The sequence below is a fragment of the Novosphingobium sp. G106 genome, assembly GCF_019075875.1.
Lineage (GTDB): Bacteria > Pseudomonadota > Alphaproteobacteria > Sphingomonadales > Sphingomonadaceae > Novosphingobium.
The window spans coordinates 4,049,583-4,075,448 of sequence record NZ_JAHOOZ010000001.1; the positions used below are offsets into that span (position 1 = coordinate 4,049,583).

The 25,866-nt window shown below is 66.3% G+C and carries 23 protein-coding genes and 1 pseudogene; 13 read left to right on the forward strand and 11 right to left on the reverse strand.

Going from position 1 to position 25,866, the window contains the following annotated elements; genetic code table 11:
• Positions 1-20: 20 nt before the first annotated feature.
• The 3 genes from purH to rpe all read right to left on the reverse strand — a co-directional run bounded on the left by purH (position 21) and on the right by rpe (position 4,285).
• Positions 21-1,613: a bifunctional phosphoribosylaminoimidazolecarboxamide formyltransferase/IMP cyclohydrolase gene (purH, locus tag KRR38_RS19285; RefSeq protein ID WP_217404597.1), complete on the reverse strand. Its 1,593-nt coding sequence runs from the start codon at positions 1,611-1,613 to the stop codon at positions 21-23.
• Positions 1,614-1,693: 80 nt separating this feature from the next.
• On the reverse strand, positions 1,694-3,517 hold the full coding sequence (locus tag KRR38_RS19290) for a heparinase II/III family protein (RefSeq protein ID WP_254515533.1): 1,824 nt from the start codon (positions 3,515-3,517) through the stop codon (positions 1,694-1,696).
• 105 nt (positions 3,518-3,622) lie between these two features.
• Positions 3,623-4,285, reverse strand: a complete 663-nt coding sequence (gene rpe, locus KRR38_RS19295) for a ribulose-phosphate 3-epimerase (RefSeq protein WP_217404602.1) — start codon at positions 4,283-4,285, stop codon at positions 3,623-3,625.
• A 273-nt stretch (positions 4,286-4,558) separates the two neighbouring features.
• Between rpe and KRR38_RS19300 the strand changes: the two genes are divergently transcribed.
• Positions 4,559-5,056 carry a DUF2141 domain-containing protein gene (locus KRR38_RS19300; RefSeq protein WP_217404604.1) on the forward strand — a complete coding sequence of 166 codons (498 nt, stop codon included), beginning with the start codon at positions 4,559-4,561 and terminating at the stop codon, positions 5,054-5,056.
• Between the two features lie 6 nt (positions 5,057-5,062).
• Here the strand turns inward: KRR38_RS19300 and KRR38_RS19305 are convergent, their stop codons facing one another.
• From KRR38_RS19305 to KRR38_RS37435, 3 genes and pseudogenes are all read right to left on the reverse strand, one after another.
• Positions 5,063-5,797 (reverse strand): NTP transferase domain-containing protein, encoded by a 735-nt coding sequence (locus tag KRR38_RS19305; RefSeq protein ID WP_217404606.1) that lies wholly within the window; start codon positions 5,795-5,797, stop codon positions 5,063-5,065.
• A 72-nt stretch (positions 5,798-5,869) separates the two neighbouring features.
• Positions 5,870-6,971, reverse strand: a pseudogene (locus KRR38_RS19310) (inositol-3-phosphate synthase).
• A 91-nt stretch (positions 6,972-7,062) separates the two neighbouring features.
• Positions 7,063-8,163, reverse strand: coding sequence for a CDP-alcohol phosphatidyltransferase family protein (locus tag KRR38_RS37435; RefSeq protein WP_217404608.1), 1,101 nt, complete (start codon positions 8,161-8,163; stop codon positions 7,063-7,065).
• A gap of 124 nt (positions 8,164-8,287) precedes the next feature.
• Here KRR38_RS37435 and KRR38_RS19320 point away from each other — a divergent pair, with 124 nt between their 5' ends.
• Positions 8,288-9,190, forward strand: a complete 903-nt coding sequence (locus tag KRR38_RS19320; protein ID WP_254514882.1) for a CDP-alcohol phosphatidyltransferase family protein — start codon at positions 8,288-8,290, stop codon at positions 9,188-9,190.
• Here the strand turns inward: KRR38_RS19320 and KRR38_RS19325 are convergent.
• Positions 9,187-10,353 carry a glycosyltransferase gene (locus tag KRR38_RS19325; protein ID WP_217404610.1) on the reverse strand — a complete coding sequence of 389 codons (1,167 nt, stop codon included), beginning with the start codon at positions 10,351-10,353 and terminating at the stop codon, positions 9,187-9,189. The two genes, KRR38_RS19320 and KRR38_RS19325, sit on opposite strands and share 4 nt — an antisense overlap.
• Positions 10,354-10,464: 111 nt before the next feature.
• Here KRR38_RS19325 and KRR38_RS19330 point away from each other — a divergent pair, with 111 nt between their 5' ends.
• From KRR38_RS19330 to KRR38_RS19345, 4 genes are all read left to right on the forward strand, one after another.
• Positions 10,465-11,664 (forward strand): M20 family metallopeptidase, encoded by a 1,200-nt coding sequence (locus KRR38_RS19330; RefSeq protein ID WP_217407352.1) that lies wholly within the window; start codon positions 10,465-10,467, stop codon positions 11,662-11,664.
• Positions 11,665-11,754: 90 nt separating this feature from the next.
• On the forward strand, positions 11,755-12,222 hold the full coding sequence (locus KRR38_RS19335) for a nuclear transport factor 2 family protein (RefSeq protein WP_217404612.1): 468 nt from the start codon (positions 11,755-11,757) through the stop codon (positions 12,220-12,222).
• Positions 12,219-13,169 (forward strand): hypothetical protein, encoded by a 951-nt coding sequence (locus KRR38_RS19340; RefSeq protein WP_217404614.1) that lies wholly within the window; start codon positions 12,219-12,221, stop codon positions 13,167-13,169. Before KRR38_RS19335 ends, KRR38_RS19340 begins: the two co-directional genes overlap by 4 nt.
• 3 nt (positions 13,170-13,172) lie before the next feature.
• Complete coding sequence (locus KRR38_RS19345) at positions 13,173-13,853, forward strand: AAA family ATPase (protein WP_217404616.1); 681 nt, start codon at positions 13,173-13,175, stop codon at positions 13,851-13,853.
• A gap of 40 nt (positions 13,854-13,893) precedes the next feature.
• Here the strand turns inward: KRR38_RS19345 and KRR38_RS19350 are convergent, their stop codons facing one another.
• The 3 genes from KRR38_RS19350 to KRR38_RS19360 form a co-directional block, all read right to left on the reverse strand.
• Positions 13,894-15,195: a TonB-dependent receptor domain-containing protein gene (locus KRR38_RS19350; RefSeq protein ID WP_217404618.1), complete on the reverse strand. Its 1,302-nt coding sequence runs from the start codon at positions 15,193-15,195 to the stop codon at positions 13,894-13,896.
• Complete coding sequence (locus KRR38_RS19355; protein ID WP_217404621.1) at positions 15,192-16,391, reverse strand: TonB-dependent receptor plug domain-containing protein; 1,200 nt, start codon at positions 16,389-16,391, stop codon at positions 15,192-15,194. The genes KRR38_RS19350 and KRR38_RS19355 overlap by 4 nt, the downstream gene beginning before the upstream one ends.
• 258 nt (positions 16,392-16,649) lie before the next feature.
• Entirely contained in the window at positions 16,650-16,940 is a 291-nt protein-coding gene (locus KRR38_RS19360) for a GNAT family N-acetyltransferase (protein WP_217404623.1), read from the reverse strand.
• Between the two features lie 57 nt (positions 16,941-16,997).
• Between KRR38_RS19360 and KRR38_RS19365 the strand changes: the two genes are divergently transcribed.
• Positions 16,998-17,999 carry a low specificity L-threonine aldolase gene (locus KRR38_RS19365; protein ID WP_217407353.1) on the forward strand — a complete coding sequence of 334 codons (1,002 nt, stop codon included), beginning with the start codon at positions 16,998-17,000 and terminating at the stop codon, positions 17,997-17,999.
• On the opposite strand, the gene KRR38_RS19370 is transcribed toward KRR38_RS19365, so the two are convergent.
• Positions 17,996-18,763 (reverse strand): SDR family NAD(P)-dependent oxidoreductase, encoded by a 768-nt coding sequence (locus tag KRR38_RS19370; RefSeq protein ID WP_217404625.1) that lies wholly within the window; start codon positions 18,761-18,763, stop codon positions 17,996-17,998. The two genes, KRR38_RS19365 and KRR38_RS19370, sit on opposite strands and share 4 nt — an antisense overlap.
• Positions 18,764-18,821: 58 nt before the next feature.
• Here KRR38_RS19370 and pepN point away from each other — a divergent pair, with 58 nt between their 5' ends.
• The 6 genes from pepN (at position 18,822) to KRR38_RS19400 (ending at position 25,796) form a co-directional block, all read left to right on the forward strand.
• Positions 18,822-21,479: an aminopeptidase N gene (gene pepN / locus KRR38_RS19375; protein ID WP_217404627.1), complete on the forward strand. Its 2,658-nt coding sequence runs from the start codon at positions 18,822-18,824 to the stop codon at positions 21,477-21,479.
• Positions 21,472-22,239 (forward strand): peptidoglycan editing factor PgeF, encoded by a 768-nt coding sequence (pgeF, locus tag KRR38_RS19380; RefSeq protein WP_217404629.1) that lies wholly within the window; start codon positions 21,472-21,474, stop codon positions 22,237-22,239. Before pepN ends, pgeF begins: the two co-directional genes overlap by 8 nt.
• A gap of 203 nt (positions 22,240-22,442) precedes the next feature.
• Positions 22,443-23,009 (forward strand): ubiquinol-cytochrome c reductase iron-sulfur subunit, encoded by a 567-nt coding sequence (petA, locus tag KRR38_RS19385; RefSeq protein WP_217404631.1) that lies wholly within the window; start codon positions 22,443-22,445, stop codon positions 23,007-23,009.
• A gap of 27 nt (positions 23,010-23,036) precedes the next feature.
• Complete coding sequence (locus tag KRR38_RS19390) at positions 23,037-24,320, forward strand: cytochrome b N-terminal domain-containing protein (RefSeq protein ID WP_217404633.1); 1,284 nt, start codon at positions 23,037-23,039, stop codon at positions 24,318-24,320.
• Positions 24,321-24,347: 27 nt separating this feature from the next.
• Positions 24,348-25,184: a cytochrome c1 gene (locus tag KRR38_RS19395; RefSeq protein WP_217404635.1), complete on the forward strand. Its 837-nt coding sequence runs from the start codon at positions 24,348-24,350 to the stop codon at positions 25,182-25,184.
• A 75-nt stretch (positions 25,185-25,259) separates the two neighbouring features.
• Complete coding sequence (locus KRR38_RS19400; RefSeq protein WP_217404637.1) at positions 25,260-25,796, forward strand: adenine phosphoribosyltransferase; 537 nt, start codon at positions 25,260-25,262, stop codon at positions 25,794-25,796.
• The last annotated feature ends 70 nt before the right edge of the window (positions 25,797-25,866 follow it).

Sequence of the window (25,866 nt, forward strand, 5' to 3'; positions counted from 1 at the left end):
CGCGCGACGAACCGTTTGCCTTAGTGGCGGAATTGCCGCATTCCGGTGAAGACCATGGCCAGGCCGGCCGCGTCCGCAGCGGCTATGACCTCATCGTCGCGGATCGAACCACCCGGCTGGATGATCGCCGTGGCGCCCGCTTCGGCGGCGGCGAGCAGGCCGTCGGCGAAGGGGAAGAAGGCGTCCGAGGCGACCGCGCTGCCGACGGTACGTGCCTGGTCCCAGCCATAGGTCTCAGCGGCTTCCTTGGCCTTCATCGCGGCGATGCGCGAGCTATCGCGGCGGTTCATCTGGCCCGCGCCGATACCCGCCGTGACGCCGTCCTTGGCATAGACGATCGCGTTCGACTTGACGTGCTTGGCCACGGTCCAGGCGAACAGGCAGTCCTGAAGCTCCTGCTCGGTCGGCTGGCGCTTGGTGACGACCTTGAGGTCATCACGCGATATCGCACCGGTGTCGCGGTCCTGTACGAGCAGGCCGCCGGCGATGACGACCTGGTTGAAGCCCTTGCGCGCCGGATCTGGCAGGCCCTGGCTGATCAGCAGACGCAGGTTCTTCTTCCTGGTGAAGGCCGCGCGCGCCGCATCATCGGCACCGGGCGCGACGACGACTTCGGTGAAGATCTTGGCGATTGCCTCGGCGGTCGGCCCGTCGAGGGGGACGTTTGTCGCGACGATACCGCCGTAGGCCGAAACCGAATCGCAGGCCAGCGCCGCTTCCCAAGCCTCGAGCAGGGTCGGTGCCGTGGCGACGCCGCAGGGGTTGGCATGCTTGACGATGACTACCGTGGGCTGTTGCCCGGCGAATTCGCCCACCAGTTCGAGCGCGGCATTGGCGTCGTTGTAGTTGTTGTAGGACAGCTCCTTGCCCTGGACCTGCTCGGCCTGGGGAATGCCGGTGCCGAGCGACGAGCTGTCGGCGAGATAGAGCGCGGCTTCCTGGTGCGGGTTCTCGCCATAGCGCAGCGTGGTCGCGAGCGTGCTGGAAACTGCGCGGCGCGGCGGGAAGTGATGCTGCTGGTCGGTGCGGGCGAACCAGCCGGCGATCGCGGCATCGTAGGCGGCGGTGGCGGCGAAGGCCTTGGCGGCCATGACCTTGCGGAATTCTAGCCGGCTGGCACCGCCCGTTTCCTCAAGCTCCGTCAGCAGCGTCGCGTAGTCGGCGGGGTCGGTGAGGATCGTCACATAGGCGTGATTCTTCGCCGCCGAGCGCACCATCGAGGGGCCGCCGATGTCGATGTTCTCGATCACCTCGTCGCGCTCCGCACCCTTGGCCACGGTCTGCTGGAACGGATAGAGGTTGACCACGACGAGGTCGATCGCGCCGATGCCGTGCTCTGCCATCGCCTTGGCATGCTCGGCATCGTCGCGCACCGCGAGCAGGCCGCCGTGGACCATCGGGTGCAGCGTCTTGACGCGGCCGTCCATCATCTCGGGGAAGCCGGTGAGATCGGACACGTCGCGCACCGTCAGGCTCGCGTCACGCAGCGCCTTGGCCGTGCCGCCGGTCGAGACGAGTTCGACGCCCCGCGCGGCGAGCGCCTTGCCGAGATCGGCGAGGCCCGCCTTGTCGGAAACGGAAAGCAGCGCGCGGCGGATGGTGACGTCTGTCATGGCGAGACTCGCTATTTATGGCGGGGATTCGCGCCCCCCATAAGGATTTCAGCAAGAATCGCCAGCGGGCCGGGACCCGGTTACCCCATCTTCTTCAGCAGCCAGGCAAAATTGCCGCCGCCCCGCGAGACGAGACCGCTGACGACGAGCTGCTGGATCGGCACCGGCCGGCCCTGCCCGTCGACCCAGAACAGATCCTCGACGGTCACTTCGCCGCCCGCGGCACGGAACTGCCAGTAGGTGCCATCGGGCAAGGCAATGCCGACGCCCTGGCCATCGTCCGACAGGCCGACCTCGATATTGGGGCCCAAATGGAAGCGGATGGCGAAGGCCACCTTGCCGCGCTTGCCCTTGCGGCCGGTGGGCACCAGCAGGTCCTCGCCGCGCAGCTCGCTGCCGTCGTCGCGCAGGATCAGGATGCGGCGGTGGACCAGGCCGTAGCGCGCGGCATAGCCGTTATGGCTGGCTTCGAGCCGCGTCGCGCGGCCGCCTTTGCCGGCCTTGTCGACGGCATCGCCTTCGAGCGTGCGGCGGTCTATGTCGACTTCGGAGACGCCCGAGCCGATCTTGCCGTTGATCAGGACGGCGGTGGAATTGACGTCATCGAGCACCAACGTCGAATGCGCCGCGGTGGCGCGCAGGCCCTGCTCGAGCCGGACCGGAACGAGCCCGCCCGCGGCGGCCGAACCGCCGCAGTTGACGACGATCCGGTGTGCGCCCGAGGAAAACTCGAAAGCCAGCGTCGAGGCGCAGCCCGTCCGCGCATGCTTCGCCATCGGCGGCGGCGCGGCGTCGAACAGCAGCAGGCTCTTCTGCGCGGTGACGCGCTGGAAGCCCCACTGGCGCACGTCGCGCAGGGGCCGCGTGCGCACGCTGCTGGCATCGACCAGCCGGGCGATCTCGTCGGCGTCGATCGCCCAGGAGCCCTGCCACGAGCCCAGCGAGCCGTCGCCGTGGGTCAGCGCGAGCAGCGGCGGCACCAGCACCGCGATCAGGTTGTCGAGCGCTTCGGGCGCCTCGCGCCGCGTGGCGCGGTAGCAGGCGCGCAGGCTGACGAGCAGCGTGATCGCTTCCATCTGGCCGAGCGGGCTGCGCGACAGCACGCCGCCATCGTCGCCGATCAGGTCGCCCAGCGCGCGGATCAGCCCGGCCTCGCCAAAGAGGCGGCGCGGGCGGCCGTCGGGCAGCAGCAGGCCCGAGGCGACGATGCCACACCAGCCGGCGACCGCGCCCAGCAGGTCCTCGGCACGGCCGACGTTGCGGTCGAGCCAGCGCGCGCCGTCCATGACCGCCGCAAGTACACGCGGGCGCAGTCGCTTGTCGTGACCCGAAAGGATCAGCGGCGCGTGGACCAGCCAGTTGAGCTGGCGCGTGCCGGCGTTGGCCACACTCCAGGCTGGCCCCTTGCCGGGCTTGCCTGGCGGCTTGGGATTGGCGTCGAGCCAGGCGGCGAAGATCCGTTCGGCGACGGGCACGCCCTGCTCGCGCACGGCGCAGGCTTCGAGATCGGCGAGCCAGGCGAAGGAATGGACCACGCGCTCGAGCGGCGGGGTCATCCGGCCGGCGCCGGCGAAGTCGATCTGCGCTATCGGCGTCTTGGCACCGTGAACGAGGAAATGCCCGGCACGCAGCGCGGTGCCCGCGGCGCGGCTGCCCGGCAGCGGGTTCGACACAGTCGCCAGCAGCCGCGGCTTGGCCGACTTGCCCATCGGCGAGCTGAGCATCGAGCCGGGCACGCCGATCTTGTAGGCGAATCGTACCAGCCATTCGCCGGCACCGACCGAGGGCGGCGAGAAATCAGCGAGCGCCAGCGCCCGTCCCGGCTCGATGATGCCGGGCTCGACCGGTTCGCCGCGGTCCCGATCAGCCTCGCTGGCGGTGACCTCGGCTTCACTCACCACCATCTCCTCGGCCGCGTCGGTCAGCGGAATTGCCAGGGCGTCACCGGCATCGATATCAATAGCGGTACGCGTGGCGGCGAGAGCGGAAGTTGCCGTCTCGCCCATGGCTCAGGCAAGCCCCTTGAGCGCGGCGATATTCGCCGCATAGCGATCGGGGCCACCGCGGAACGTCGCCGTGCCAGCGACCAGCACGTCCGCGCCGGCATCGACGCAGGACTGCGCAGTGCCGACATCGACGCCGCCGTCCACTTCGAGCCTGATATCCCGTCCCGTCTTGTCGATCATCTTGCGGAGCGCCTCGATCTTGCGCAGCTGGCTGGAAATGAAGCTCTGCCCGCCGAAACCCGGATTGACGCTCATCACCAGGACGAGGTCGATCTCGTCGATCAGGTAATCCAGCATCTTGGCCGGGGTTCCCGGGTTCAGCGAAACGCCGGCCTGCTTGCCGAGGCCCTTGATCGCCTGAACCGTGCGGTGGGCATGCGGACCCGCCTCGGGATGGAAGGTGATGATGTCGGCACCTGCCTCGGCAAAGGCCTCCAGGTAGAGGTCGACCGGCGAAATCATCAGGTGCACGTCGAAGGGCTTCTTGGTGTGCGGCCGCAGGGCTTTGACCACCATCGGCCCGATCGTGATGTTGGGCACGAAATGGCCGTCCATCACGTCGACGTGGATCCAGTCGGCCCCCGCCGCATCGACCGCGCGCACTTCTTCGCCCAGCCGGGAGAAATCGGCGGAGAGGATCGAGGGCGAGATGAGAGGGGCGGCCATGAAAGGCGATTAGACACCGCCACGGGGGGGGGACAAGGACGAAACCAGGTGTTTTCCACACGCGAAGGTAAGCCGCACGACTAACGCCATTGCGCATGCGGCCAACCGTCGCCGCAAAGGCTTGCAAATTCAGTCTGTATTCAGCGGCAAAATCGAATATTAAGCCCTCTCGCCCCCGGGGGCCGCCGCCCCGCCGTCTCGAAACGGCAATGCCAAGCTGCTGAGATAGCCAATCCTTTTCCCCTCATTTTCATTGTCAGGACCAGTACGCCCATGACCCTCCCGAGACGTCTGAGCGCGGCGGCGATCGCTTGCGCCGCCACGCTGACGGCATTCTTCGGACACGCTGCGCAGGCCCAAACGGCAACGCCGCCGGCGGGCTGCACCGGCACGCCCAGCGCAACCTGGATCACCGTCAATGCGGAAGGCTTGCGCAACAGCAACGGCCTGCTCGCGGTCACCCTCTATGCCGACAATCCCAGCAAGTTCCTGGTCCGTCACGGCTCGCTCTACGTCGGCCGGGTGAACGCGGTGCAGGGCACGACCCATGCCTGCCTCTTCGTGCCGAAGCCGGGCGTCTATGCGCTGGCGCTCTATCACGACGAGAACGGCGACAAGAAGTTCGACCGCACTTCCATCGGCTTCCCCGCCGAAGGCTATGGCTTCTCGAACAATCCGCCGACGCTGGCCGGCCTGCCGTCGTTCCGCTCGGTCCGCCTAAACATCCCGCGCACCGGCCTGACTACGCGCGTGCAGATGAAGTACCCCTGATCCGATTCAGCCGTAGATTTCCTTGAGCTGCACCGGGGCCTCCGCCTCGGCCAAGGCATGCGCACGCGGATCGTCGACGTCGAGCCACCAGGCCTCGCCGACGTCCAGCGTCGCCGCCCGGCCCTTGTCGGCGAGGCGCTGCATGCCGTCGGACAGGCTTCCGGACTTGCCCGCCGTCACGGCCTCGGCGATCGCCTCGGCGAGTTCGGGCGTGGCGAGGAATGCACCGCAATCGACCGCGTCGTATTCGGGTATCGTCTTGCCGATGGCTTGGATGAAACCGCGCGCGTCGGTCCGGACCCAAGTGGCATCGTCGGGGTCGATCAGCGGGCTGGTGATGCGCCGGTCGATTCCCAGCGTGACGCCGCGGTCCGAGCCACCGGCCCCGGCGAGCTGCTGCAGCACCGCCGCGGAAAATATGTGGTCGGCCATCATCAGCAGGTAGTTGCCGTCGATCCGCGCAGCACCGGCCATGACCGAGAAGCCGTTCGGCTTCGACCAGTCGTCGACGCGCTGCGCGACGACGGGAATGCCCGCACGATCGGCCAGCGCCGGCAATGCGGCCTCGACCTTCTCCGCCTCGTGGCCGGTGACCACGACGACCCTCGCCGCGCCTGCGGCCGCGGCCTGGCGCACGCCGAGTTCGAGCAGCGGAATGCCCGCGACCGGTGTCAGCGGCTTCGATTCGGAAATGTCGCGCAGGCGGCTGCCATATCCCGCGGCAATGATCAGGGCTTCCATCGTGTCCTCACAAACGAACGGCGCCGGCCAGAACCAACTGACCGGCGCCGCCGTTAACCAGATTTGTCAGGCTTATTCCGCGGCGAGCGCGGTGACGCCGACATATTCCTCGACCATCTGCGCGGCGACGTCGTCGTTGAACTGCTGCGGCGGATGCTTGCAGAAGTAGGCCGACGGGCCGATCAGCGCGCCGCCCTCGCCGCGCTCGAGCGCGACCTTGCAGCAACGGATGGCGTCCATGACGACGGCCGCCGAGTTCGGGCTGTCCTCGACCGAGAGACGCAGCTCCAGGTTCATCGGGACATTGCCCCACAGCTGGCCTTCCATGCGCAGGAAGCAGAGCTTGTTGTCCTTCTGCCACGGCACATAGTCGGACGGGCCGACGTGGATGTTCTCGTCCTCGAGACGCTGGGCAAGCATCGCCTGCACGGCCTCGGTCTTCGATTCCTTCTTGCTGCCCAGACGCTGGCGGTCGAGCATGTTCATGAAGTCGGTGTTACCGCCGGTGTTCAGCTGATAGGTGCGCTCGACATTGACGCCGCGGGCACCGAACAGGCTGGAGAGAACGCGGTGGACGATCGTTGCGCCGAGCTGCGCCTTGACGTCATCACCGACGATCGGGAGGCGCTTCTCGCGGAAACGGGCTTCCCACTCGGGACGGCTGGCGATGAACACGGGCATGCAGTTGACCACCGCGACGCCGGCTTCGAGCGCGCATTCCATGTAGAATTCGGTGGCTTCCTGCGACCCGACGGGGAGGAAGTTGAGCAGAACCTCGGTGCCCGACGCCTTGAGCGCGGCAACGATGGATTCGCGGGTAGCTTCGGGCGCGTCAGCAACGATGAAGCCGCGCTCGCCCATGCCGGTCATGTGCGGGGCGACGCCGTCAGACACGCGGCCCATGATGACCTTGACGCCCGTTGCGGGGACGTTCGGCTGAAATACCGCAGTGTTGTTCGGCGCGGAGAAGATCGCTTCGGCAATGTCCTTGCCCACTTTGCGCGCATCGACATCGACGCCCATCACGAACTCTACGTCGCCGGCTCCGTAGCCGCCGATCGTGTCATGAATGAGTCCCTGAGAGGAGTTATTCGAGCGATAATAGGCAACCCCCCTGCACCAGTGAGCTGGCGCAGTTGCCCACGCCGATCACGGCGACCTTGATTGGCTTCATCAATTTTCGATCCCTTTCGAAAGACGCTTTTGCGCCCTAAACGCACGTAATTGTGAAAACACGCGGCAAAAGCAAGAAGTTTGCACAACGGTCAAGTTTGTCGCGGGCGAAGGACGAACACCACGACCACCAGCCAGACGGCAGCTCCAAACGAAAACAGCATGAGTCCCGGCGCCGCGACTCCCGCGACGATTCCGACGAGCCAGCCCAGAGCAAAAAAGTCCCGCATCGTCAACCAAATGAGCGTTTGGAACAGCCAGGACCGGCGCGCCTGGAAGTGCGTCTTAACCTCATCGAAGGTGAACGCAGCCTTGCTGTGACGCGCGCGTCGGCCGATCAGGAACAGCCCCAAAGCGACGATCGCCAGCCCCAGCGAGCCTGCGATTGCCGCTTCAGCGTTGCCCTGAATCCACAGATTAATGTCGAGCCCGGCAAGAAAACCTATGTTAGTTACCGCGTCGACGAGGCTGTCGGCCAGGGCACCGGCACGCGAAGACCGGAAAGTGGCTCGGGCGATCTCGCCATCGACGCCGTCGACGATCGACGCGAGCTGATAGAATATCGCGCCGAGGATCAGCCCGTTCGTGCCGCCGAAGATCAGCGAAGCGAGCATGGCAACCGCCAGCAAGGCCGACACCGCGGTCGCGTGGAACGGCGTGATCCCGGGGAAGCGCAACAACAACCGGCTGATCGCTTGCGAGATGGGCCGGTTGATCAGCTGCGAGACGATGCCGTCGCCCGGTTTCGAAGTTCCCGCGATGATCGCCTCGGCGGCGCGGTCAAGCCGCGCAATCGCCTGCGCTCGCGTGAGCTGGGGCAAGCGGGCCCAATCGCGTGGCGGAGCGAACAGCAGGGCACCATGCGGCAGTTCCGCGCCGGACAAGGCGGATCGCAACCGCTCGGCGCTGACCGGATGCTCACCCTGAAGCAGCAGTTGCGGCGCGTCGTCGCCCGCCAGCGAAGCGGTATCGACCACACTGTAAGGCATGCCCTGGGCCAGCCGCGCGAGCTCGGCCGCGGCGTTCCTGTCTGGCCGCCAGCCACCGGGCACGGCAATCGTGCAGCAAGCCGCCCCTGCCTGAGCAACCTCGCGCAAGGCACGCGCCGCGGCCGGCAGGCCCGCGACGAGATGCGCCGCCGACCAGGCGTCCGAAAATACGACGACTACCCCGTTGCTCGTCCGAATACTCACACACGATCCCATCACCGGCCTTCCCCGGCGCCGGTCTTGCTATATAGCGAGCCCGCGGCGACGCAAGGCGGCGCACCGGAACGGATCGCCCACCCTGGGCAAAAGCAGAGTAAGGAGTAGCGTCTTGGCTGCCGCGACACGCGACGAAACCCGCAAGGGCCCGCTGCCCGAAAGGCCCCGGCGCGCGCGCGAACTCCAGGATCCGCTGAACCACTATCTCTATCATCCGCTGGCCTGGCAGCTGGCGCTGCGCCTGGCGCGGACACCGCTGACGCCGAACATGGTCTCGGTCATCGGCGCGTTCTGTGTGATCGGCGCGGCCGCGGCCTACGCCCAGCCCTGGTGGCCGATTTCCGCCCTGCTCGGCCTCTTCCTCCACATGGCCTGGCACGTCGTCGATGGCGCCGACGGCGATCTCGCGCGGATCACCGGCAAGACCAGCCCGACCGGCGAATTGGTCGACGGGATCTGCGATTACGCCAGCCATATCGTGCTCTATTTCGTGCTGCTCTGGCTGCTGCTGCCGCAGATCGGCTGGATCGCATGGCCGATCATGGCGGTGGCTGGGCTCAGCCACATCGTCCAGTCGAACCATGTCGAAGTGCAGCGCCGCCAGTACCAGTGGTGGGTCTATGGCACGCCTTGGCTGCGCAACACCCATACCGAGGGTTCGGAGACCGCGAAGGGCGGAGCCGGCGCGCTAGTCTCGTTCTACCTGCGCCTCGCCAGCGGCATGACGCCCCACGCGCTGAAGATCGACGCGGCGGTGGAGAAGGCGATGGCGAGCGATCCCGCCGCGCTCGAACGCATCCGCGCCGCAGTTCGCGCCGAGGCGCCACCGCTCCTGTTCCTGTGCAAGCTGCTCGGCCCCAACCCGCGCGCGATCGTGCTCGGCCTGTCGATGCTGGCGGGCAGCCCGCTCTATTATTTCATCTACCAGGGCGTGGTGCTCAATGCGCTGCTGGTGCTCTCGGTAGTGCGGCACAACCAGGCGGCCGAACGGATCGCCGCGCGGATCGGCGCCTAGGCGATCATTTCCGCCAGCCGGCGCGCGAAGAATTCGCCGAGCCGTTTGCCGCGCGCGTCCCAACTGTTGCGCTCGGCCAGCGCGCGGGCATTTGCCCCGAGCCGTGCGGCCAGTTCGGGCTGGGTCAGGAGCAGGTCGAGCGCCAGCGCAGCCGCACGCGGATCGTCGGGCTGGACCAGCATCGCGGTTTCCGAATCCTGCAGCAGGTCCGCGGTGTCGGGCAGAGCCGGCGCCAGGATCGGACGGCCGGCGGCTAGATAGGCAAAGGTTTTCAGCGGTAGCACGCAATTGCCGAAGCGGCGCAGCGGCTCGCTCGACGCAGGAATCAACAGCACGTCGGCGGCAGCGAGGAAACCGGGCAAAGCATGCGGTGCTTGCCAGGCCACTACTGCGACGTTGGGCAGACGGCGCGCCTGGGCTTCGATCGGGCCGTCCCCCTCAGAGCCGACTATCAGGAAGCGGATCTCCGGCCGCAGCCGCGCCATGGCGAGCAACTGATCGAGCCCTTTCTGCTCGTTGACCCGCCCGGCATAGACCGCGATCTGCGCCGAGACGTCGAGCCCCAACGCCTGCCGCGCCTCGATCATGCCGGTGTCGGTGTGAATCACCGCACCATGACTTCCATTGTGAGCGACAAGGATGCGATCCTCGGAAACGCCAGCGCGCTTGTAGGCGTCGGCCGCGAGGCTTGAATGCTGGATAAAGCCGATACAGCGGGGCGCATTGGCCGTGCGCCGGATGATCGGCCGCGCCACTGGATAGATGTCGGGCCAGGGCCGGTAATGGTCGAAAGCAAAGGGGATCGGCGAGGAGCGGCCCAGCCCCAACACCGCGGGCAGCCGGCACAGCATCATGTCGAAAGTGGCGAGCCTACCGCTGGCGATGAGTTGCCGCAGCCAGGCCATGCCCTGGCGGAGGGTATCGCCCGCCCACCGGCTGGCGATCGCTTCGACGGCGAAATCGGGCTCGACGCCGAAACGCTCGGCAATTTCCTCGACCGTCACGGGCGTGACATCCGAGGGCGTGGGGACGAACAGTGTTACACGATGACCTTGCCGGGCCAGCGCGGCGACGGTGTAGATCGTCTGCTCGCAGGAAGCCTTGGTGTCGGGACGGTACCACGAAACCGGATATGCGATGTGAAGCCCGGAAGCGGAAACCATGGACGTATTTTCTCCACTTGACCGCGACTTGCCAAGCCCCTGTTTGCTGGTTGTCGCTGGAAAGCCCGCGGCAAGCGGTTATCATGCCGCAAAACGGACGGACCTATGCCCATGTTGCATGAAGCGCTGATTGACGATGCCCGATCGATCGCGGAGCGGATCACCGACCTGCGGCGGGCGATTCATGCCGAACCCGAACTGGGCCTTCATACCCCAAAAACCCGCGACAAAGTCCGCGCCGCCCTGGCCCACCTGCCGCTCGAATGGCGCGAGGGAACTTCGACGACCGGGCTGATCGCCCTGCTGAAAGGCGGAGCCGGAGAGGGGCGCTCCGTGCTGCTGCGCGGCGACATGGACGCGCTGGCGATGCCCGAGGAGACTGGGCTGGACTTCGCCTCGACGATCCCCGGGACGATGCATGCCTGCGGGCACGATGCGCATACGGCGATGCTGGCCGGCGCAGCCGAACTGCTTTGCCGACGCGCGGATGCGCTCAAAGGCGAAGTGCGCTTCATGTTCCAGCCGGGTGAGGAAGGCTATCACGGCGCCCGCTTCATGATCGAGGACGGGTTGCTCGATCCGCTGCCCGACGCCGCTTTCGCGCTACACGTCATGCCGACTGCGCCGCACGGCCTGATCGCCGGGCGCGCGGGTGCCTTGCTGGCAGCGGCAGACCAGCTCGACATCGTCATCGAAGGGCGCGGCGGCCATGCCTCGATGCCGCACCAGACACGCGACCCTGTGCCCGTCGCGGCCGAGATCATCCTCGCGCTGCAGACGATGGTGACGCGCCAGTTCGACGCGCACGATCCCGTGGTCGTGACCGTCACCAAGCTCGACGCCGGCACCGCGCACAACGTGATCGCCGATCGCGTCGCCCTGCGCGGGACGATGCGGAGCCTGTCGCGCGCCAACCGCGCGCGGCTGCCTGAAGCGGTGCGATTGCTCGCCGCAGGGATTGCCGGGGCACATGGGCTGACGGCCGATGTCACCGTGACCGAGGGGTTTCCCGTGACGATCTGCGATCCACATGCGGTAGATTTCGCCGAGAAGCTGAGCCGCGAGATGTTCGGGCCGCAATCCTTCCTGCGCCTCGACGCGCCGATCATGGGCGCGGAGGACTTCGCCTACGTACTCGACAAGGTGCCTGGTGCGATGTTCTTCCTGGGCGTGAGCCACGAGGGCGAGGACTGGACCAAGTGCTGCGGCATCCATTCGACCAAGATGATGCTCGACGAAAGCGTGATGCCCCGCGGGTCCGCGCTGCTCGCCGGCCTGGCCGAAAGCTTCCTCGAACGCGGCTTCGAATAGGCGCCAGCAAGACGTATTGCCGCAGCGGTCATCTACCGGTGCTTGCATTGGCCGGGCGTCTCGCGCTTTGCTCGGAGTGAGGAGAGGCGCATGGACCGGCTGGAGCGACTGGAAGCGATCGAGGCGATCCGCAGCCTGAAGGCCCGCTATTTCCGCCTGATGGACACCAAGCAGTGGGATGAGCTGCGCAGCGTCTTCACCAGCGACCTCAAGGTCCTGACGCCCGAGGGCACAGTCTATGCCGAAGGCGGCGACACCTATGCCGCGGCCCTGCGCCATTCGCTCGAACATGCTGTGTCGGTCCACCAGGGCCTCGCCGGCGAGGTCGAGATCGACGCGGACGGCACGGGCCGCGCGATCTGGGCGATGCAGGACATCATTTCCTGGGAGGATCGCCACCCCAAGGCCGGCTGGAAAAGCATCGTCGGCCGCGGTCACTACCATGAAACCTACCGCCGCGAGGACGGTACTTGGCGCATCGCCGCGCTGACGCTCACCCGCCTCTCACTTGACATCACGTGGCCTGCTTCGGGCCCAGAAGGACACCAACCCACATGACCGACGATCTCTCGTTCGCCGACTATTTCGGCGAAGGCCGCGACGACAATCCCTATTGGAACGAAAGCGTGTGGTTCTCGTTCTCGATCCCCGAGCGGCGGATCCACGGGATGATCCAGTACTACTTCCGCCCGAACATGGGCATGCTCAACGGCGGCCCCTGCATGTGGGACGCCTCGGGCACCTACCAGTGGAACGCGCTCTACTATAACTGGAGCCACCTGCAGGGAATGCCGGCGGGCGCACAGAAGTTCGACATGCAGGCGCGGACGTCGCTCAAGGTGAAGATGCTAGAGCCGCTCAAGCGCTACAAGCTCGACTACGACCGGGACGGTTTCGAGATGGATCTCGTGTGGGAGGCCGTCGGCCCCTGCCACGAGCTGCACACGGGCGATCCCGGCCAGATGGCGACGGCCAAGTTCCACATCGAGCAGCCCGGCCGGATGAAAGGCACGATCCGCCGCCACGGTGAGGAATTCCCGGTCGACTGCTTCTCGATGCGCGACACCTCCTACGGCGCGCGCGAGTACGAATCGCTGGCCACTGGCGGCTATTTCTGGGGCATCGCCGAAAACAGCTCGTTCCACGCGCTCTGCATGACCTCCGAAGGCCTCTATGGTCGCGAGGCCAAGTGCATCGGCGGCTACATCATGAAGGACGGTGAGATGGCGAGCATGGTCTCGGGCAAGCGCACCGTGCTCGAATTCGGCCAGTTCGGTCCGTCGAAATTCGTCTTCGAGGGCACCGACACGCTCGGCCGGTCGATGACCGCCACGGGCACGATCGATCCGGGCCTGGTCTTTACCGGCTATACTGACCACACCGTGGTATGGTCGCTCGCCGAATGGGACTGGGACGGCGTCAAGCACTGGGGCGACAACCAGGAATTCTCGCCCGGGGAGCCGTTCCGCCAGATGGCGCGCGGCGAGATCAAGCTGGGGGAATAAGGAATGCCCGGCCAGATCATCATCATCAACGGCACCTCGGGATCGGGCAAGTCGACCGCGGCCGAACTCTTCCAGAAGCGTTCGGACGACTACTGGCTGCTCTACGGCATCGACCACTTCCTCGCCGGCACCCAGCCCGCGCAGTACGGCCACCACGGCCCCAAGTCGCGCGAGGGCATCCATGCCGAGCCGGCCGATCCGGCGAACCCGGACGGGCCGCTCAAGTGGACGCTGGGTCCCAAGGGCGTCCAGGCCTTCGCCACGCTGCACGAATGGATCGCCTCGGCCTCGCGCCAGGGCTGCAATATCGTGTTCGACCATCTGCTGATGACGCAGACCCCGGTGCTGGCCGACTGTGCCTGGCGGCTCGAAGGCCTGCCCGTGCTGCTGGTGACGCTGAAGCCGCCGATCGAAGTGCTCGAGAAGCGCGTCGCCGAGCGGCAAATGGACAAGAAGCTGCCGACCGACCTACTCGGCGAGGATGCGGTGAAGAAGATCGTCGACCGCCTGGCGCGGCTGCGGCCGTGGTTCACCGAAGTGGTCTATGCCAACGACATCGCCGATCTCACGATCGACACCGCGGCCCACGGGCCCGAGGCAGTCTGCGCAATGATCGAGGCGCGGCTAACCGAAGGGCCGGGAACGGCGTTCGACCGGCTGCGCGAGAAATATCCGCGCCCGTAAGATATCGTCCCGGGCTGCCGCCCGGGACGATACTTCTCCTTTACAGGGCCGTCGGGCGCAGAGTCAGACGGAAGAACACCTCACGCCCGCGGTCGGGAATGCAGGCCAGTTCGTCCAGCCCGGCCGCATTGCGCGCCGTGCCGCCGCTCAGCGGCGGCAGCAGCACCTGCCCGGTCGAGGCGCTGAAAGTCGTGCAGTTGCCCGCAGTGAATTTGTTGGTGAGGTTGTTGCCGATCACCGCGAGTTCCCAGCCGCCGTCGTTGTCGCCGATGCTGATGTTCGCGTTGATCTTCGCGTAGCCCGTCTGGGTCAGGCCCGCCAGGCCATCAAAGCGACCGAGACCGCGCAGGAACTTGGACGTGTACTGGCCATTCACGCCCAGCTTCACGCGCATGTCCTTGCCCGCCGGCATCTCGTAGTCCACGCCGCCGGTCACGGTCCAGTCGGAGGCCTTCGGCAGTGGCGCTCCCGAAAGGTCCTGGCCCTTGTAGAGGCCGTAGAGGCCGTTCACGAGCACCGCGCCGGCGCCGGGGTTGGCCTGGCTCGACCCGCTCGCCGAAGTCGCCGGGAACGGGCTGAAGAACAGGTTGCAGCCGTCCTGCACGCGCTGGCCGCCGTAGCAGGGCGCATTGTCGAACTTCTGGAACCGCGCGTGGTTGTAATTCACCGCCAGACGGGTCGTCAGGCCGGGAACCGAAGGCGGCGCATAGGTAGCTTCGAAGTCGAGGCCATAGACCTTGGAGGAAGCGGCATTGATCGTCTTGATCACGGGCAGTCCGCCCGCCGCCTGCTCGTTGGCGCCGACCTGGAGATCGGAATATTTGTAATAGTAACCGGCCAGGTTGATCGTCAGGGCACGGTCTAGCATTCGCGCCTTGATGCCCAGTTCGCCGCCCTGAACCTTTTCGTCGCCGAACGAATTGTCGGCGCCCGGCGTCGCCGGCACGGTCATGATGAACGAGCCCGACTTGTAGCCCTGCTTGAGCGCGCCGAACACCGTGAGGTCGTCGGTCGGCGTATAGGTGATGGTCAGTTCGGGCGACCAGTTCTTCGACCGCAGGTTCGGCTTGGCGATCGTGATCGGGATCGGCGTGCCGAAATAGCTGGTCAGGCTGGAGGCATCGTCATGCCGCTTTTCGTCGGTGTAACGCACACCGCCCGCGATCTCGAGCGTCTCGACCGGCTTCCAGCGCAGCTGGCCGAAGCCCGAGTAGGTCTGGATGCCGACGTCGTTGGTACCAGCGGTGAGCGTCCGCGGCAGTTTGAGCGCCGTGTTGCCGGCGACGTAAACCGTATTGCGGACCCGGGCGTCCTGGTAGAACCCGCCGATCAGGAAGTTCACCGGCGATCCTGCCAGTCCGACTGCAGCCGGAGTTCCTGCGTGAAATCGCGGCGGAAGAAGCGGTTGTCGGATGACAGCGAAGGCCCGGCATAGCCGCTGTTCACGCCGTTAAGCAGGCCATCCACCTTGTGGTGGAAATAGCCGGTGGTCGAGGTGAAGGTCAGCTCGGGCGCGACGTCGTAGTTGATTTCGCCCGTGCCGAAAGTCGTCTCGTAGCGGAGGAACGGCGTGCCGCCATTGCGCGAATCAGGGAAGGCGACCGGGTCGAGATCGACGATATAAGCCGTGCGATCGACCTTGCAGTTGTCGTTCGGATTGATGAACGGGATGCCCAGCGGCGCGCCGTTGCCGTCGGGGCAGTTGCCCAGCGGCGAACCGCCGCCGATGACCGTGCGCTTGGTATTGTTGATCTTGAGCCGGACGCTGACGTCGCTCGAGGGCTTCCAGACCAGCGTGCCGCGCAGGATATATTCCTCGGTCGCGTTATAGCGGTTGCTCGACGGGGTCTTCGCGCCGGTGCCGGCCAGCGCCGTCGCCTTGTTGAAGAAGTAGCCGTTATCGTCCGAATACATGCCCGCGAGGCGGATGCCGACGGTGTCGCTGAGCGGCCCCGAATAGATCAGCTCGCCGCGCTTGCTCTGTGCCTCGACGCCGTAGATCGCGTTAGCCGTCACTTCGAGTTGATCGCCGGGATCGGCCGTGCGGATGGCGATAACGCCGCCCGGGCTGTTCTTGCCGAAGAACAGCGCCTGCGGGCCCTTGAGCACTTCAACCTGGGCCATGTCGAACATGCCGACGTCGTAGCTCGCGCCCTGGGTCAGCTGCAGGCCATCGATATTGAGCGACACCGATTGGTCGACGCCAGCGTCGAGCGAACTGGTACCGACGCCGCGCAGCGCGATCTGCGTGCCCACGGTCAGCACGTTGCCGCCGATCTGGAGGCCGGCGACCTGCTGGGTGATGCCGCGGATGTCGGTAACGTTGTTGGCAGCGAGCGATTCGGCGGTCAGCACGGTCTCCACGACTGGCACTTTCAGGATCGATTCCTGGCGCTTGCGCGCGGTGACGATGATGTCGCCCTTCTCCACATAGGCGCCCTGGCCCTCGGTCGCCGCGGCGTCCTGCGCCAGCGCAGGCATGCTCCAGATCCCCATTACCGGTACGGCCGCTGCGGCCAGTAAGGCTGCTTTCCTCATGATGTCCCCTCCGTCTGTGACCGACGGTTTGTTGAGCGCTCGATACGATGGCGCTGATTTTCTGCGACGCAGGTCGGTCTGCCGCGTCGGACGGGCGAGGGCCTAGCGCATCGCGCGGGCAAGTCTTGCCCTTGGCGGGCACTGCGACTTGTCCCGCAACGCGATTGCAGGAGGAGTCAATTTTTCGGGCAACTAGCCTACCGTTACGGACAGAAAACTGAACGATCGTTCAGCAATCAACCGATATGCAGAAGGTTTTCAAGCCTGGAGGGAGGCCCATTCGGGATGGCGCTTGAACGCCACCGCGACATAGCTGCAATCGGGGCGGATCTTGAAGCCGTCACGGTCCGCGTCAGCGATCAGCGCCTCGACCAGCTTGGCCGCGACCCCGCGATTACCGATCTCCGGCGGGACCAGCGTATGGTCGGCAACCTTGACCCCGTCCTCGAGATACCAGGTCAATCGGCCCACCACATCGCTGTCGGGGACGTGGGCACGGTACTCGCCGTTGCCGCCGGCATCGTGGCGGGTAATCGTGAGGCCTTCCATAAGCTGAACTCCGCAGCGCTTGACGCGGCACCTGCCGGGCGCAAGGCTGATATGGCCATGCACTTCATGTCCGACAATGCCGCCTCGGTGCACCCAAACGTCTGGCAGGCGATGCTCGCCGCCGACACCCCAGACTCACCCTATGACGGCGACGCGCTGAGCGCCAAGCTGGACGAGGCCTTTTCCGAGGTGTTCGAGCGACCCTGCTGGGCGCTCTGGGTGGCGAGCGGCACGGCGGCCAACTGCCTGGCGCTGGCGACGATGGTGCCGCCGCAGGGCGGCGTCATCTGCCACCGCGAGGCGCATATCGAGACCAGCGAAGGCGGTGCGCCGGGCTTCTACACCCACGGCGCCAAGCTGATGCTGGCGGATGGGGACGGCGCGAAGCTGACCCCGACGGCGATCCAAGGCGTGATCGATCCGATCAAGCCCGGGGTCCACTGGGTCCATCCCGCAGCGATCTCCATCACTCAGGCGACCGAACTCGGCCGCGTCTATACGCCCGCGGAAGTCACCGAAATCGGCCTTCTGGCGCGCGACAGGACGATGTGGCTGCACATGGACGGGGCACGCTTCGGCAATGCCGTCGCCTTCCTGCGCAGCACGCCCGCGAAGCTGACCTGCGACGCAGGCGTTCACGCACTGAGCTTCGGCTTCGTCAAGAACGGCGGCCTCGGCGCCGAGGCGATCGTGTTCTTCGATGAGGGCCTGGCCGACATCGCCCGCTATCGCCGCAAGCGCGCCGGTCACCTCCAGTCCAAGGGCCGTTTCCTCGCCGCGCAGATCCTGGCCCTGCTCGACGGCAAGCTGTGGCTGGAAAACGCCATGGCCGCGAACGAGGCTGCGGCGATCATCTCGCAAGGCGCCGCGGACCGCCTGCTCGAGCCGGTCGAAGGCAACCAGCTGTTCGTGCGCATGTCGGGTGCCGAACGCGAGGCGCTGCGCGGGCAGGGCTTCGCGTTCTACGATCACGGCCCCGATGGGGCACGGATGGTGACCGCCTGGGACAGCCGGCCCGAACACTGCACGGCAATGGCCGAAGCGATCGCGGCGCTCTAGACCAGCGACCTCAGCCCCTCCCGATAGGTCGGATAGCGCGGCCGCCAGCCGAGGACGCGCTTCGCCTTGCCGTTCGAGATGCGGCGGTTCTCGGCGTAGAAGGCGCGGGCGGCGGGCGACAGGGCGGCCTCGTCGAGCGAGAGCAGCGGCGGCTGCGCCACGCCGGCGAGCCGGCAGGCCTCTTCTATCACCGCGTTCTGGCCGCAGGGCAGGTCATCGCCGAGGTTGTAGGCGCCCACCGGTGCATCAAGCGCCGCGATCACCCCGTAAGCGATGTCCTCGACATGGACGCGGCTGAACACCTGCCCCGGCAGGTCGATCCGGTGGGCCTTGCCCTCGCGCACGCGGTCGAGAGCGCTGCGGCCCGGTCCGTAGATGCCCGGCAAGCGGAACACCCGCGCGCCGCGCCGCAGCCATTCGGCATCGGCTTCGGCACGGGCGGAACGACGGCCACCGCCGGTGGGGGCAGTCTCGTCGACCCAGGCGCCCGCTGTATCCCCATAGACGCCGGTCGAGGAAAGATAGCCGAGCCAATCGTGCTTCAAGGCGTCGCCGTAGCGCGCGAGCACGGGGTCGACACCTTCGGCCGGTGGCACAGACGACAGGACATGGCTGGCCGTGGCGAGACCCTCGCGGACCTTATCTTCGTCCTCGAACGGGATGTTTCCGCCGCCGGTACCGGCCACCATCCACCCCTCCTCGCGCATCGCGCGCGCGATGACGCTGGCCGTGTAGCCGAGGCCGAAAATAAACAATCGTTTCATCGGCCCATTTGATAGCGCGAGCGCTGGCAATCGGAAACGCATGCTCTAGATTGGCCCCATGGATATCGCCAGCAGACCCTCGACGCCGATCGAGAACCCCGAAACGGCCGACGCCGCAGTACCGCCCAAGGCCCCCGCGGTGATCCGGCGCGAGGACTATCGCGCGCCCGACTGGTTCGTGCCCGAGATCGCACTCGATTTCGCGCTCGACCTCGACGCCACGCGTGTCCGGGCGACGCTGGAAGTCCGGCGCAACGCGCAAGGCTCGGGCGACCACACGCTACGGCTCAACGGCGACGGCATCGCCGCGCGTTCGGTCCTGGTCGACGGACAGGTCGCGAACGACTGGCGGATGGACGGGCTGGACCTGCTGATCGAGCTGTCGGGCGACGCCCATACGGTCGAGATCGAAACGCTGATCAATCCGGCCGCCAACAGCCAGCTGATGGGGCTCTACGCCTCGAACGGCATGCTCTGCACCCAGTGCGAGGCCGAGGGCTTCCGCCGCATCGCCTTCTTCCCCGACCGCCCCGACGTGCTCAGCACTTACAAGGTGCACATGGAGGGCGACAAGGCACGCTTCCCCGTGCTGCTGTCGAACGGCAACTGCACCGCAACCGGAGAGGGCACCGACGGCAAGCACTGGGCCGAATGGCACGACCCCTGGCCGAAGCCCTGCTATCTCTTCGCGCTGGTCGCGGGCGAGCTGGTCGCCAACCACGATACCTTCACCACCGCGGGCGGCCGCAAGGTCGATCTCAACATCTGGGTCCGCCCGGGCGACGAGGGCCGCACCCAACACGCGATGGATTCGCTGATCGCCTCGCTGAAGTGGGACGAGGAAACCTTCGGCCGCGAATACGACCTCGACCTGTTCAACATCGTCGCCGTCTCCGACTTCAACATGGGCGCGATGGAGAACAAGGGCCTCAACGTCTTCAACACGCGCTACGTGCTGGCCGACCCCGAGACCGCGACTGACGCCGACTACGACGCGGTCGAGGGCGTGATCGGCCACGAGTACTTCCACAACTGGTCGGGCAACCGCGTGACCTGCCGCGACTGGTTCCAGCTTTCGCTCAAGGAAGGCTTCACCGTCCTGCGCGACCAGCTGTTCTCGGCCGACATGGGCTCGCCCGCGGTCAAGCGGATCGAGGACGTGCGCGTGCTGCGCTCGGCCCAGTTCCCTGAGGATTCGGGGCCGCTGGCGCACCCGATCCGGCCGGATTCCTACCAGGAGATCTCGAACTTCTACACCTCGACCGTCTACAACAAGGGTGCCGAGGTGATCCGCATGATGCGCTCGATGGCGGGGCCCGAATGCTTCCGGGCCGGCACCGACCTCTATTTCGACCGCCACGACGGCGAGGCAGCGACGTGCGAGGACTTCGTCAAGGCGATCGAGGACGGCACCGGGCTCGACCTCAAGCAGTTCCGCCAGTGGTACAGCCAGGCCGGCACGCCGCAGGTCAAGGTCCGGGTCGACCACGAAGGCGACACCGCGACGCTCCGCATCACCCAGACCGTCCCCGTCACCCCGGGCCAGCCGGTCAAGCAGCCGATGCCGATCCCGCTGCGCGTCGCGCTGTTCGACCGCGACAGCAGCGAGCACAGGGGCGAGCAGCTGATCGTGCTCGACAAGGCCGAGGACAGCTTCACCTTCCCCGGCTTCGCCCGGACGCCAGTGTTGTCTATCAACCGCGGCTTTACCGCGCCCGTCGCCATCGACAGCGACGTGCCCACCGCCGACCTCGTCTTCCTTGCGGCCAACGACGACGATCCCTTCGCCCGCTACGAAGCCATGCAGAGCCTCGTCGTCCAGCACCTAGTCGCGGCGGTCGGGGGCGGCATGCTCTGCGATGCCGAGCGGCAGTCGGGCCGCGACGCGATCGGCCGCGCGCTGGCGGCGATCCTCGACGACGCGACGCTCGACGACCTGATGCGCGGCGAACTGATGATCCTCCCATCCGAGGCCTATCTCGCCGAGCAGCTCGCGATCGCCGATCCCGGCGCGATCCATGCTGAGCGCGAAGGCCTCAAGGCCTGGCTCGGCCGCGAGCTCGAGGACCGGCTAGCTGCGCTGCATGACCGGGTCAGCGCTGTGTCCTACAGCCGCAGCGCCGAGGCACGCGGTGCGCGCAAGCTCAAGACGCAGGCGCTCGTCTATCTCGCGGCGGGCGTGCCCGACGAAGCCGCGAAGCGCGCGGCTACGCAATATGCCGCAGCCGACAACATGACCGACCGCCAGGGCTCGTTGATGGTGCTCTGCGGCCTTGATACGCCCGCCCGCGAGGAAGCCCTCGCCGACTTCCGCAAGCGCTACGACGGCAATGCCCTGGTCATCGACAAGTGGTTCTCACTCCAGGCGGGTTCGCTGCACCCCAGGGTGCTCGATCACATCAAGGCGCTGGCCCAGCACCCGGACTTCACGCTGCACAATCCCAACCGCGTGCGCGCGCTCTACATGTCCGCCGCGGTCAATCCCAAGGCGTTCCACTCGGGCGATGGCGAGGGCTACCGGATGATCGCCGATCTGATCCTGGCGCTCGACCCGATCAACGCGCAGACCGCGGCGCGCTTCGTGCCGCCGCTCGGCCGCTGGCGGCGGATCGAACCGCAGCGTTCGGGCATGATGCGCGCCGAACTCGAACGCATCGCCGCCGCGCCCAAGCTATCGCGCGACACGCTCGAGCAGGTGACCAAGAGCCTTGGCTAAACCGGTCGAAGTCAACCGTGCCGAAGTCCTGGCCGGCATTCCGCACGGCTTTCTCGGGCGCCGCGGAGGCGTTTCGACCGGCGTGGTCGCGGGGCTCAACGTCGGGCTCGGCTCAGGCGACGAGGAGGCTGCCGTCGCCGAAAACCGCAAGCGCGCTGCCGCCGCAGTGCTGCCCGGCGCGCCGATCGTTGCCTGCTATCAGATCCACTCACCCGACTGCGTCACGGTGGGCGAACCGTGGAGCGACGCCGAGCGGCCGCAGGCCGATGCCCTGGTGACCGACCGGCCGGGCCTACTGCTCGGCATCGTCACGGCCGACTGTACGCCCGTGCTATTCGCCGACCGCGAGGCCGGGGTGATCGGTGCAGCCCACGCGGGCTGGAAGGGCGCGATCGGGGGCGTTACCGACCGCACGATCGAGGCCATGGAAGCGCTGGGCGCGCGGCGCAGCGCCATTTCCGCAGCGATCGGCCCGACGATCGCGCAGGCCAGCTACGAAGTGGACGAGGGCTTTCGCGAGCGCTTCTTTTCCGCCGATTCGGCCAATGAACGCTTCTTCGAGGCGGGAAAGCCTGATCATTGGCAGTTCGATCTGCCCGCCTACGTCGCCGCGCGGCTAGCCGGCGCCGGGATCGGCCAAGTCGCGACCCTAGGCCTCGATACCTATGCTGTGCCCGACCGCTTCTATTCGTTCCGCCGCGCGACGCATCGTGGCGAGCCTGCCTATGGCCGCCAGATGTCGCTGATCGGACTGCCTTGAGGCAGGCTGAACGCTTTGCGGAAATCGCCAAAAATGCGGTTGGCAGGGCGAATTTTCGCGTCTATCAGCGCGCCAAGCCGGGGTCCGGCACGGGTCTGACCCGTGCAAAAGCCGGCGTCAGGGGGCTACTCAGGTGTAGCACTGGGCGAATAGGCCCGCGCCACTTTCCGGTTGCGGGCATCTAGAGCAAGGCAAGGTCAACCATGGCACATGATGCGGGCACTGACACTCCGGAACACATTGCCGGGGATGGAGTGCGGCGGCGCGATTTCATCAATATTGCAGCAGTCAGCGCGGCTGGCGTCGGCGGAGCGCTCACGCTCATCCCGCTGATCAGCCAGATGGCCCCTTCGGCCGACGTGCTGGCCGAGAGCTCGGTGGAGGTCGACCTTTCGCCGATCAAGCCGGGCCAGGCGATCAAGGGCGTGTTCCGCAAGCAGCCGGTGTTTCTGCGCAATCTGACGCCCAAGGAAATCGCCGAGGCCGACAAGGTCGCGATCTCCAGCCTGCGCGATCCGCAGACGCTGGCCGAGCGTACCAAGCCCGGTAAGGAGAACTGGCTGATCACGATGGGTGTCTGCACCCATCTCGGCTGCGTTCCGCTGGGCGCCGGTGAGGGCGAAGTGAAGGGTGAGTTCGGCGGTTATTTCTGCCCTTGCCACGGTTCGACCTACGATACCGCTGCGCGCATCCGCAAAGGCCCGGCACCGAAGAACCTCGAAGTGCCGAAGTACGAATTCACCACCGATACCGTCGTCAAGATCGGTTGAGGCCGAGAGCTACGCTGAGGACAAACCATGAGCTTTCCCTGGGCCAATGAATACAAGCCGTCGCATCCGTTCATGAAATGGATGGACGAGAAGCTGCCCGTGCCGCGTCTCGTCTACAATTCGGTCGGCTCCGGCTATCCCGTGCCGCGCAACCTCAATTACTGGTGGAACTTCGGTTTCATGGCGCTGACGTGCCTGGGCATCCAGATCGTCACCGGCATCATCCTGGCGATGCATTACGCAGCTAACGCGGGCGTCGCTTTCGATTCGGTCGAGCACATCATGCGCGACGTCAACTGGGGCTGGATGCTGCGCTACACGCATGCCAACGGCGCCTCGGCGTTCTTCGCGGTGATCTACATCCACATCTTCCGCGGCTTCTACTACGGCTCGTACAAGGCCCCGCGCGAAATGGTGTGGCTGCTCGGGGTCGTGATCTTCCTGCTGATGATGGCCACGGGCTTCATGGGCTACGTGCTTCCCTGGGGCCAGATGAGCTACTGGGGCGCCAAGGTCATCACCGGCCTGTTCGGTGCGATCCCGCTGGTTGGCGAACCGATCCAGCACTGGCTGCTCGGCGGCTTCGCTCCCGACAACGCCGCGCTGAACCGCTTCTTCTCGCTGCACTACCTGCTGCCGTTCGTCATCGTCGGCGTGGTCGTGCTGCACATCTGGGCGCTGCACATCCCGGGCTCGTCGAACCCGACGGGCGTCGAAGTGAAGACCGAGAGCGACACCGTGCCGTTCTTCCCCTTCTTCATCGCCAAGGATGGCTGGACGCTCGGCCTAGGCCTGACCCTCTTCACCGCCCTGGTGTTCTTCGGCCCGAACATGTTCGGCCACCCGGATAACTACATCCCGGCGAACCCGATGAGCACCCCGGCGCACATCGTGCCCGAATGGTACTTCTGGCCGTTCTACGCGATCCTGCGCGCCTTCACCTTCGACTTCTTCATCGTTCCCGCCAAGCTGATGGGCGTGATGGCGATGTTCGGCGCGATCCTGGTGTGGTTCTTCCTGCCCTGGCTCGACAAGTCGCCGGTGCGCTCGGCGAACTACCGCCCGACCTACCGGAAGTTCTTCTGGTTCGGCCTGATCCCGACCATGCTCGTGCTGTTCTACTGCGGCGGTGCGCCGGCGCAGGAACCCTACGTCATGATCAGCCAGATCGCGGCGTTCTACTACTTCGCGCACTTCCTCATCATCCTGCCGATCGTCTCCTCGATCGAACGGCCCGATCCGCTGCCCTTCTCGATCACCGAGGCTGTCCTCGGCAAGGACGAGACCGCCGCTTCGGCTCCGGCCGCCTGACCCTCTGAGAGACGGAAAGACAGACACATGATCCGCATCCTCTCCATCGCCGTCGGGCTGTTCTTCACGCTCGCACTGGCCTGGTCGTTCGGTAACGGCGCCTACAACGCGATCACCGAGCCCGCGGCCCCGACGGCCGAGCACGAGTTCCATCTTCACCCGAAGGAGCTCCACCTCGCCAGCGACGGCGTGTTCGGCAAGTTCGACAAGCAGCAGCTGCAGCGTGGCTTCCAGGTCTACAAGGAAGTCTGCTCGGCCTGCCACTCGCTGCGTCTGGTCGCCTTCCGCGACCTGAAGCAGATTGGCTACAACGACGACGAAGTGAAGGCGATCGCCGCCGGCTTCCAGGTTCCGGGCGTCGATCCCACGACCGGTGAAACCAACACGCGTCCGGGCCTGCCGACCGACTACTTCCCCAAGCCCTTCGCCAACGACATCGCCGCGCGCGCCGCCAACAACAATGCGGTTCCGCCCGATCTGTCGCTGATGACCAAGGCCCGCCACGAAGGTCCCGCCTATGTCTATTCGCTGCTGACGGGCTTCCAGAACCAGCCGGCCGAACTGATCAAGGAGTTCCCGGACTCCAAGACGCCCAACGGCCTGCACTACAACCCGTACTTCGCGAACCTCAACCTCGCGATGGCGCCGCCGCTGACCGCAGATGGCCAGATCACCTACAAGGACGGCACGCCCTCCACGGTCGACCACTACGCCAAGGACGTCGCCGCGTTCCTCGTCTGGACGGCCGAGCCCAAGCTCGAGAAGCGTCACCAGACGGGCTGGCCGGTCGTCCTGTTCCTGCTGTTCGCTACGGTCCTGGGCAACCTCGCCTACCGCAACGTGTGGCGTAACGAAAAGCACTGAGGCTAGCGCCAGACAGGCTAATCAACGCCCCTCGCATCACCCGATGCGGGGGCGTTTGCTTTTGGGGATACCCAGATGACCATCGATGAACTGAAGGCCCTGATCCGCTCGATCCCGGACTTCCCGCAGCCGGGCATCCTGTTCCGCGACGTGACCACGCTGATGGGCAACGGCCCGGGCTTCGCGGCCACCGTCAAGCTGCTCGCCGAGCAGGCGAAGGCACTGGGGGCAGAGGCCATTGCCGGGATCGAGGCGCGCGGGTTCATCTTCGGCGCGGCTGCAGCGGCCGAGCTGGGCCTTGGCTTCGTACCGGTGCGCAAGCCGGGCAAGCTGCCGGTTCCGGTGCTGGCGCTCGACTATGCGCTGGAATACGGCACGGGCACGCTCGAAATCGATCCAGACGCGATCGACGCCGGGCAGCGCGTGGTGGTGATCGACGACCTGCTCGCCACCGGCGGTACCGCTCTCGCCGCGACGCAGCTCCTGCGCAAGGCAGGAGCGAATGTCGAGCATTCGCTGTTCGTCATCGACCTACCCGATCTGGGCGGCAACGAAAGGCTGCGCGCGGCCGGACTATCCGTGACAGCGCTGATGGAGTTCCCGGGACACTGAAATACCTTCTCCCGCCTGCGGGAGAAGGATAGCGCAGCTTGCCGCGCCAGCGGCTAGCGAAGCTTGGATG

Coding starts and splice junctions, on each gene's coding strand:
- KRR38_RS19335 (WP_217404612.1), top strand. CDS start 11,755: ATGGACCGGCTGGAGCGACTGGAAGCGATCGAGGCGATCCGCAGCCTG.
- KRR38_RS19305 (WP_217404606.1), bottom strand. CDS start 5,797: ATGGAAGCCCTGATCATTGCCGCGGGATATGGCAGCCGCCTGCGCGAC.
- KRR38_RS19340 (WP_217404614.1), top strand. CDS start 12,219: ATGACCGACGATCTCTCGTTCGCCGACTATTTCGGCGAAGGCCGCGAC.
- KRR38_RS19330 (WP_217407352.1), top strand. CDS start 10,465: ATGTTGCATGAAGCGCTGATTGACGATGCCCGATCGATCGCGGAGCGG.
- KRR38_RS19300 (WP_217404604.1), top strand. CDS start 4,559: ATGACCCTCCCGAGACGTCTGAGCGCGGCGGCGATCGCTTGCGCCGCC.
- KRR38_RS19400 (WP_217404637.1), top strand. CDS start 25,260: ATGACCATCGATGAACTGAAGGCCCTGATCCGCTCGATCCCGGACTTC.
- KRR38_RS19395 (WP_217404635.1), top strand. CDS start 24,348: ATGATCCGCATCCTCTCCATCGCCGTCGGGCTGTTCTTCACGCTCGCA.
- petA (WP_217404631.1), top strand. CDS start 22,443: ATGGCACATGATGCGGGCACTGACACTCCGGAACACATTGCCGGGGAT.
- KRR38_RS19325 (WP_217404610.1), bottom strand. CDS start 10,353: ATGGTTTCCGCTTCCGGGCTTCACATCGCATATCCGGTTTCGTGGTAC.
- pepN (WP_217404627.1), top strand. CDS start 18,822: ATGGATATCGCCAGCAGACCCTCGACGCCGATCGAGAACCCCGAAACG.
- KRR38_RS19390 (WP_217404633.1), top strand. CDS start 23,037: ATGAGCTTTCCCTGGGCCAATGAATACAAGCCGTCGCATCCGTTCATG.
- KRR38_RS19360 (WP_217404623.1), bottom strand. CDS start 16,940: ATGGAAGGCCTCACGATTACCCGCCACGATGCCGGCGGCAACGGCGAG.
- KRR38_RS19345 (WP_217404616.1), top strand. CDS start 13,173: ATGCCCGGCCAGATCATCATCATCAACGGCACCTCGGGATCGGGCAAG.
- KRR38_RS19290 (WP_254515533.1), bottom strand. CDS start 3,517: ATGGTGGTGAGTGAAGCCGAGGTCACCGCCAGCGAGGCTGATCGGGAC.
- KRR38_RS19365 (WP_217407353.1), top strand. CDS start 16,998: ATGCACTTCATGTCCGACAATGCCGCCTCGGTGCACCCAAACGTCTGG.
- KRR38_RS19355 (WP_217404621.1), bottom strand. CDS start 16,391: ATGAGGAAAGCAGCCTTACTGGCCGCAGCGGCCGTACCGGTAATGGGG.
- rpe (WP_217404602.1), bottom strand. CDS start 4,285: ATGGCCGCCCCTCTCATCTCGCCCTCGATCCTCTCCGCCGATTTCTCC.
- purH (WP_217404597.1), bottom strand. CDS start 1,613: ATGACAGACGTCACCATCCGCCGCGCGCTGCTTTCCGTTTCCGACAAG.
- KRR38_RS19370 (WP_217404625.1), bottom strand. CDS start 18,763: ATGAAACGATTGTTTATTTTCGGCCTCGGCTACACGGCCAGCGTCATC.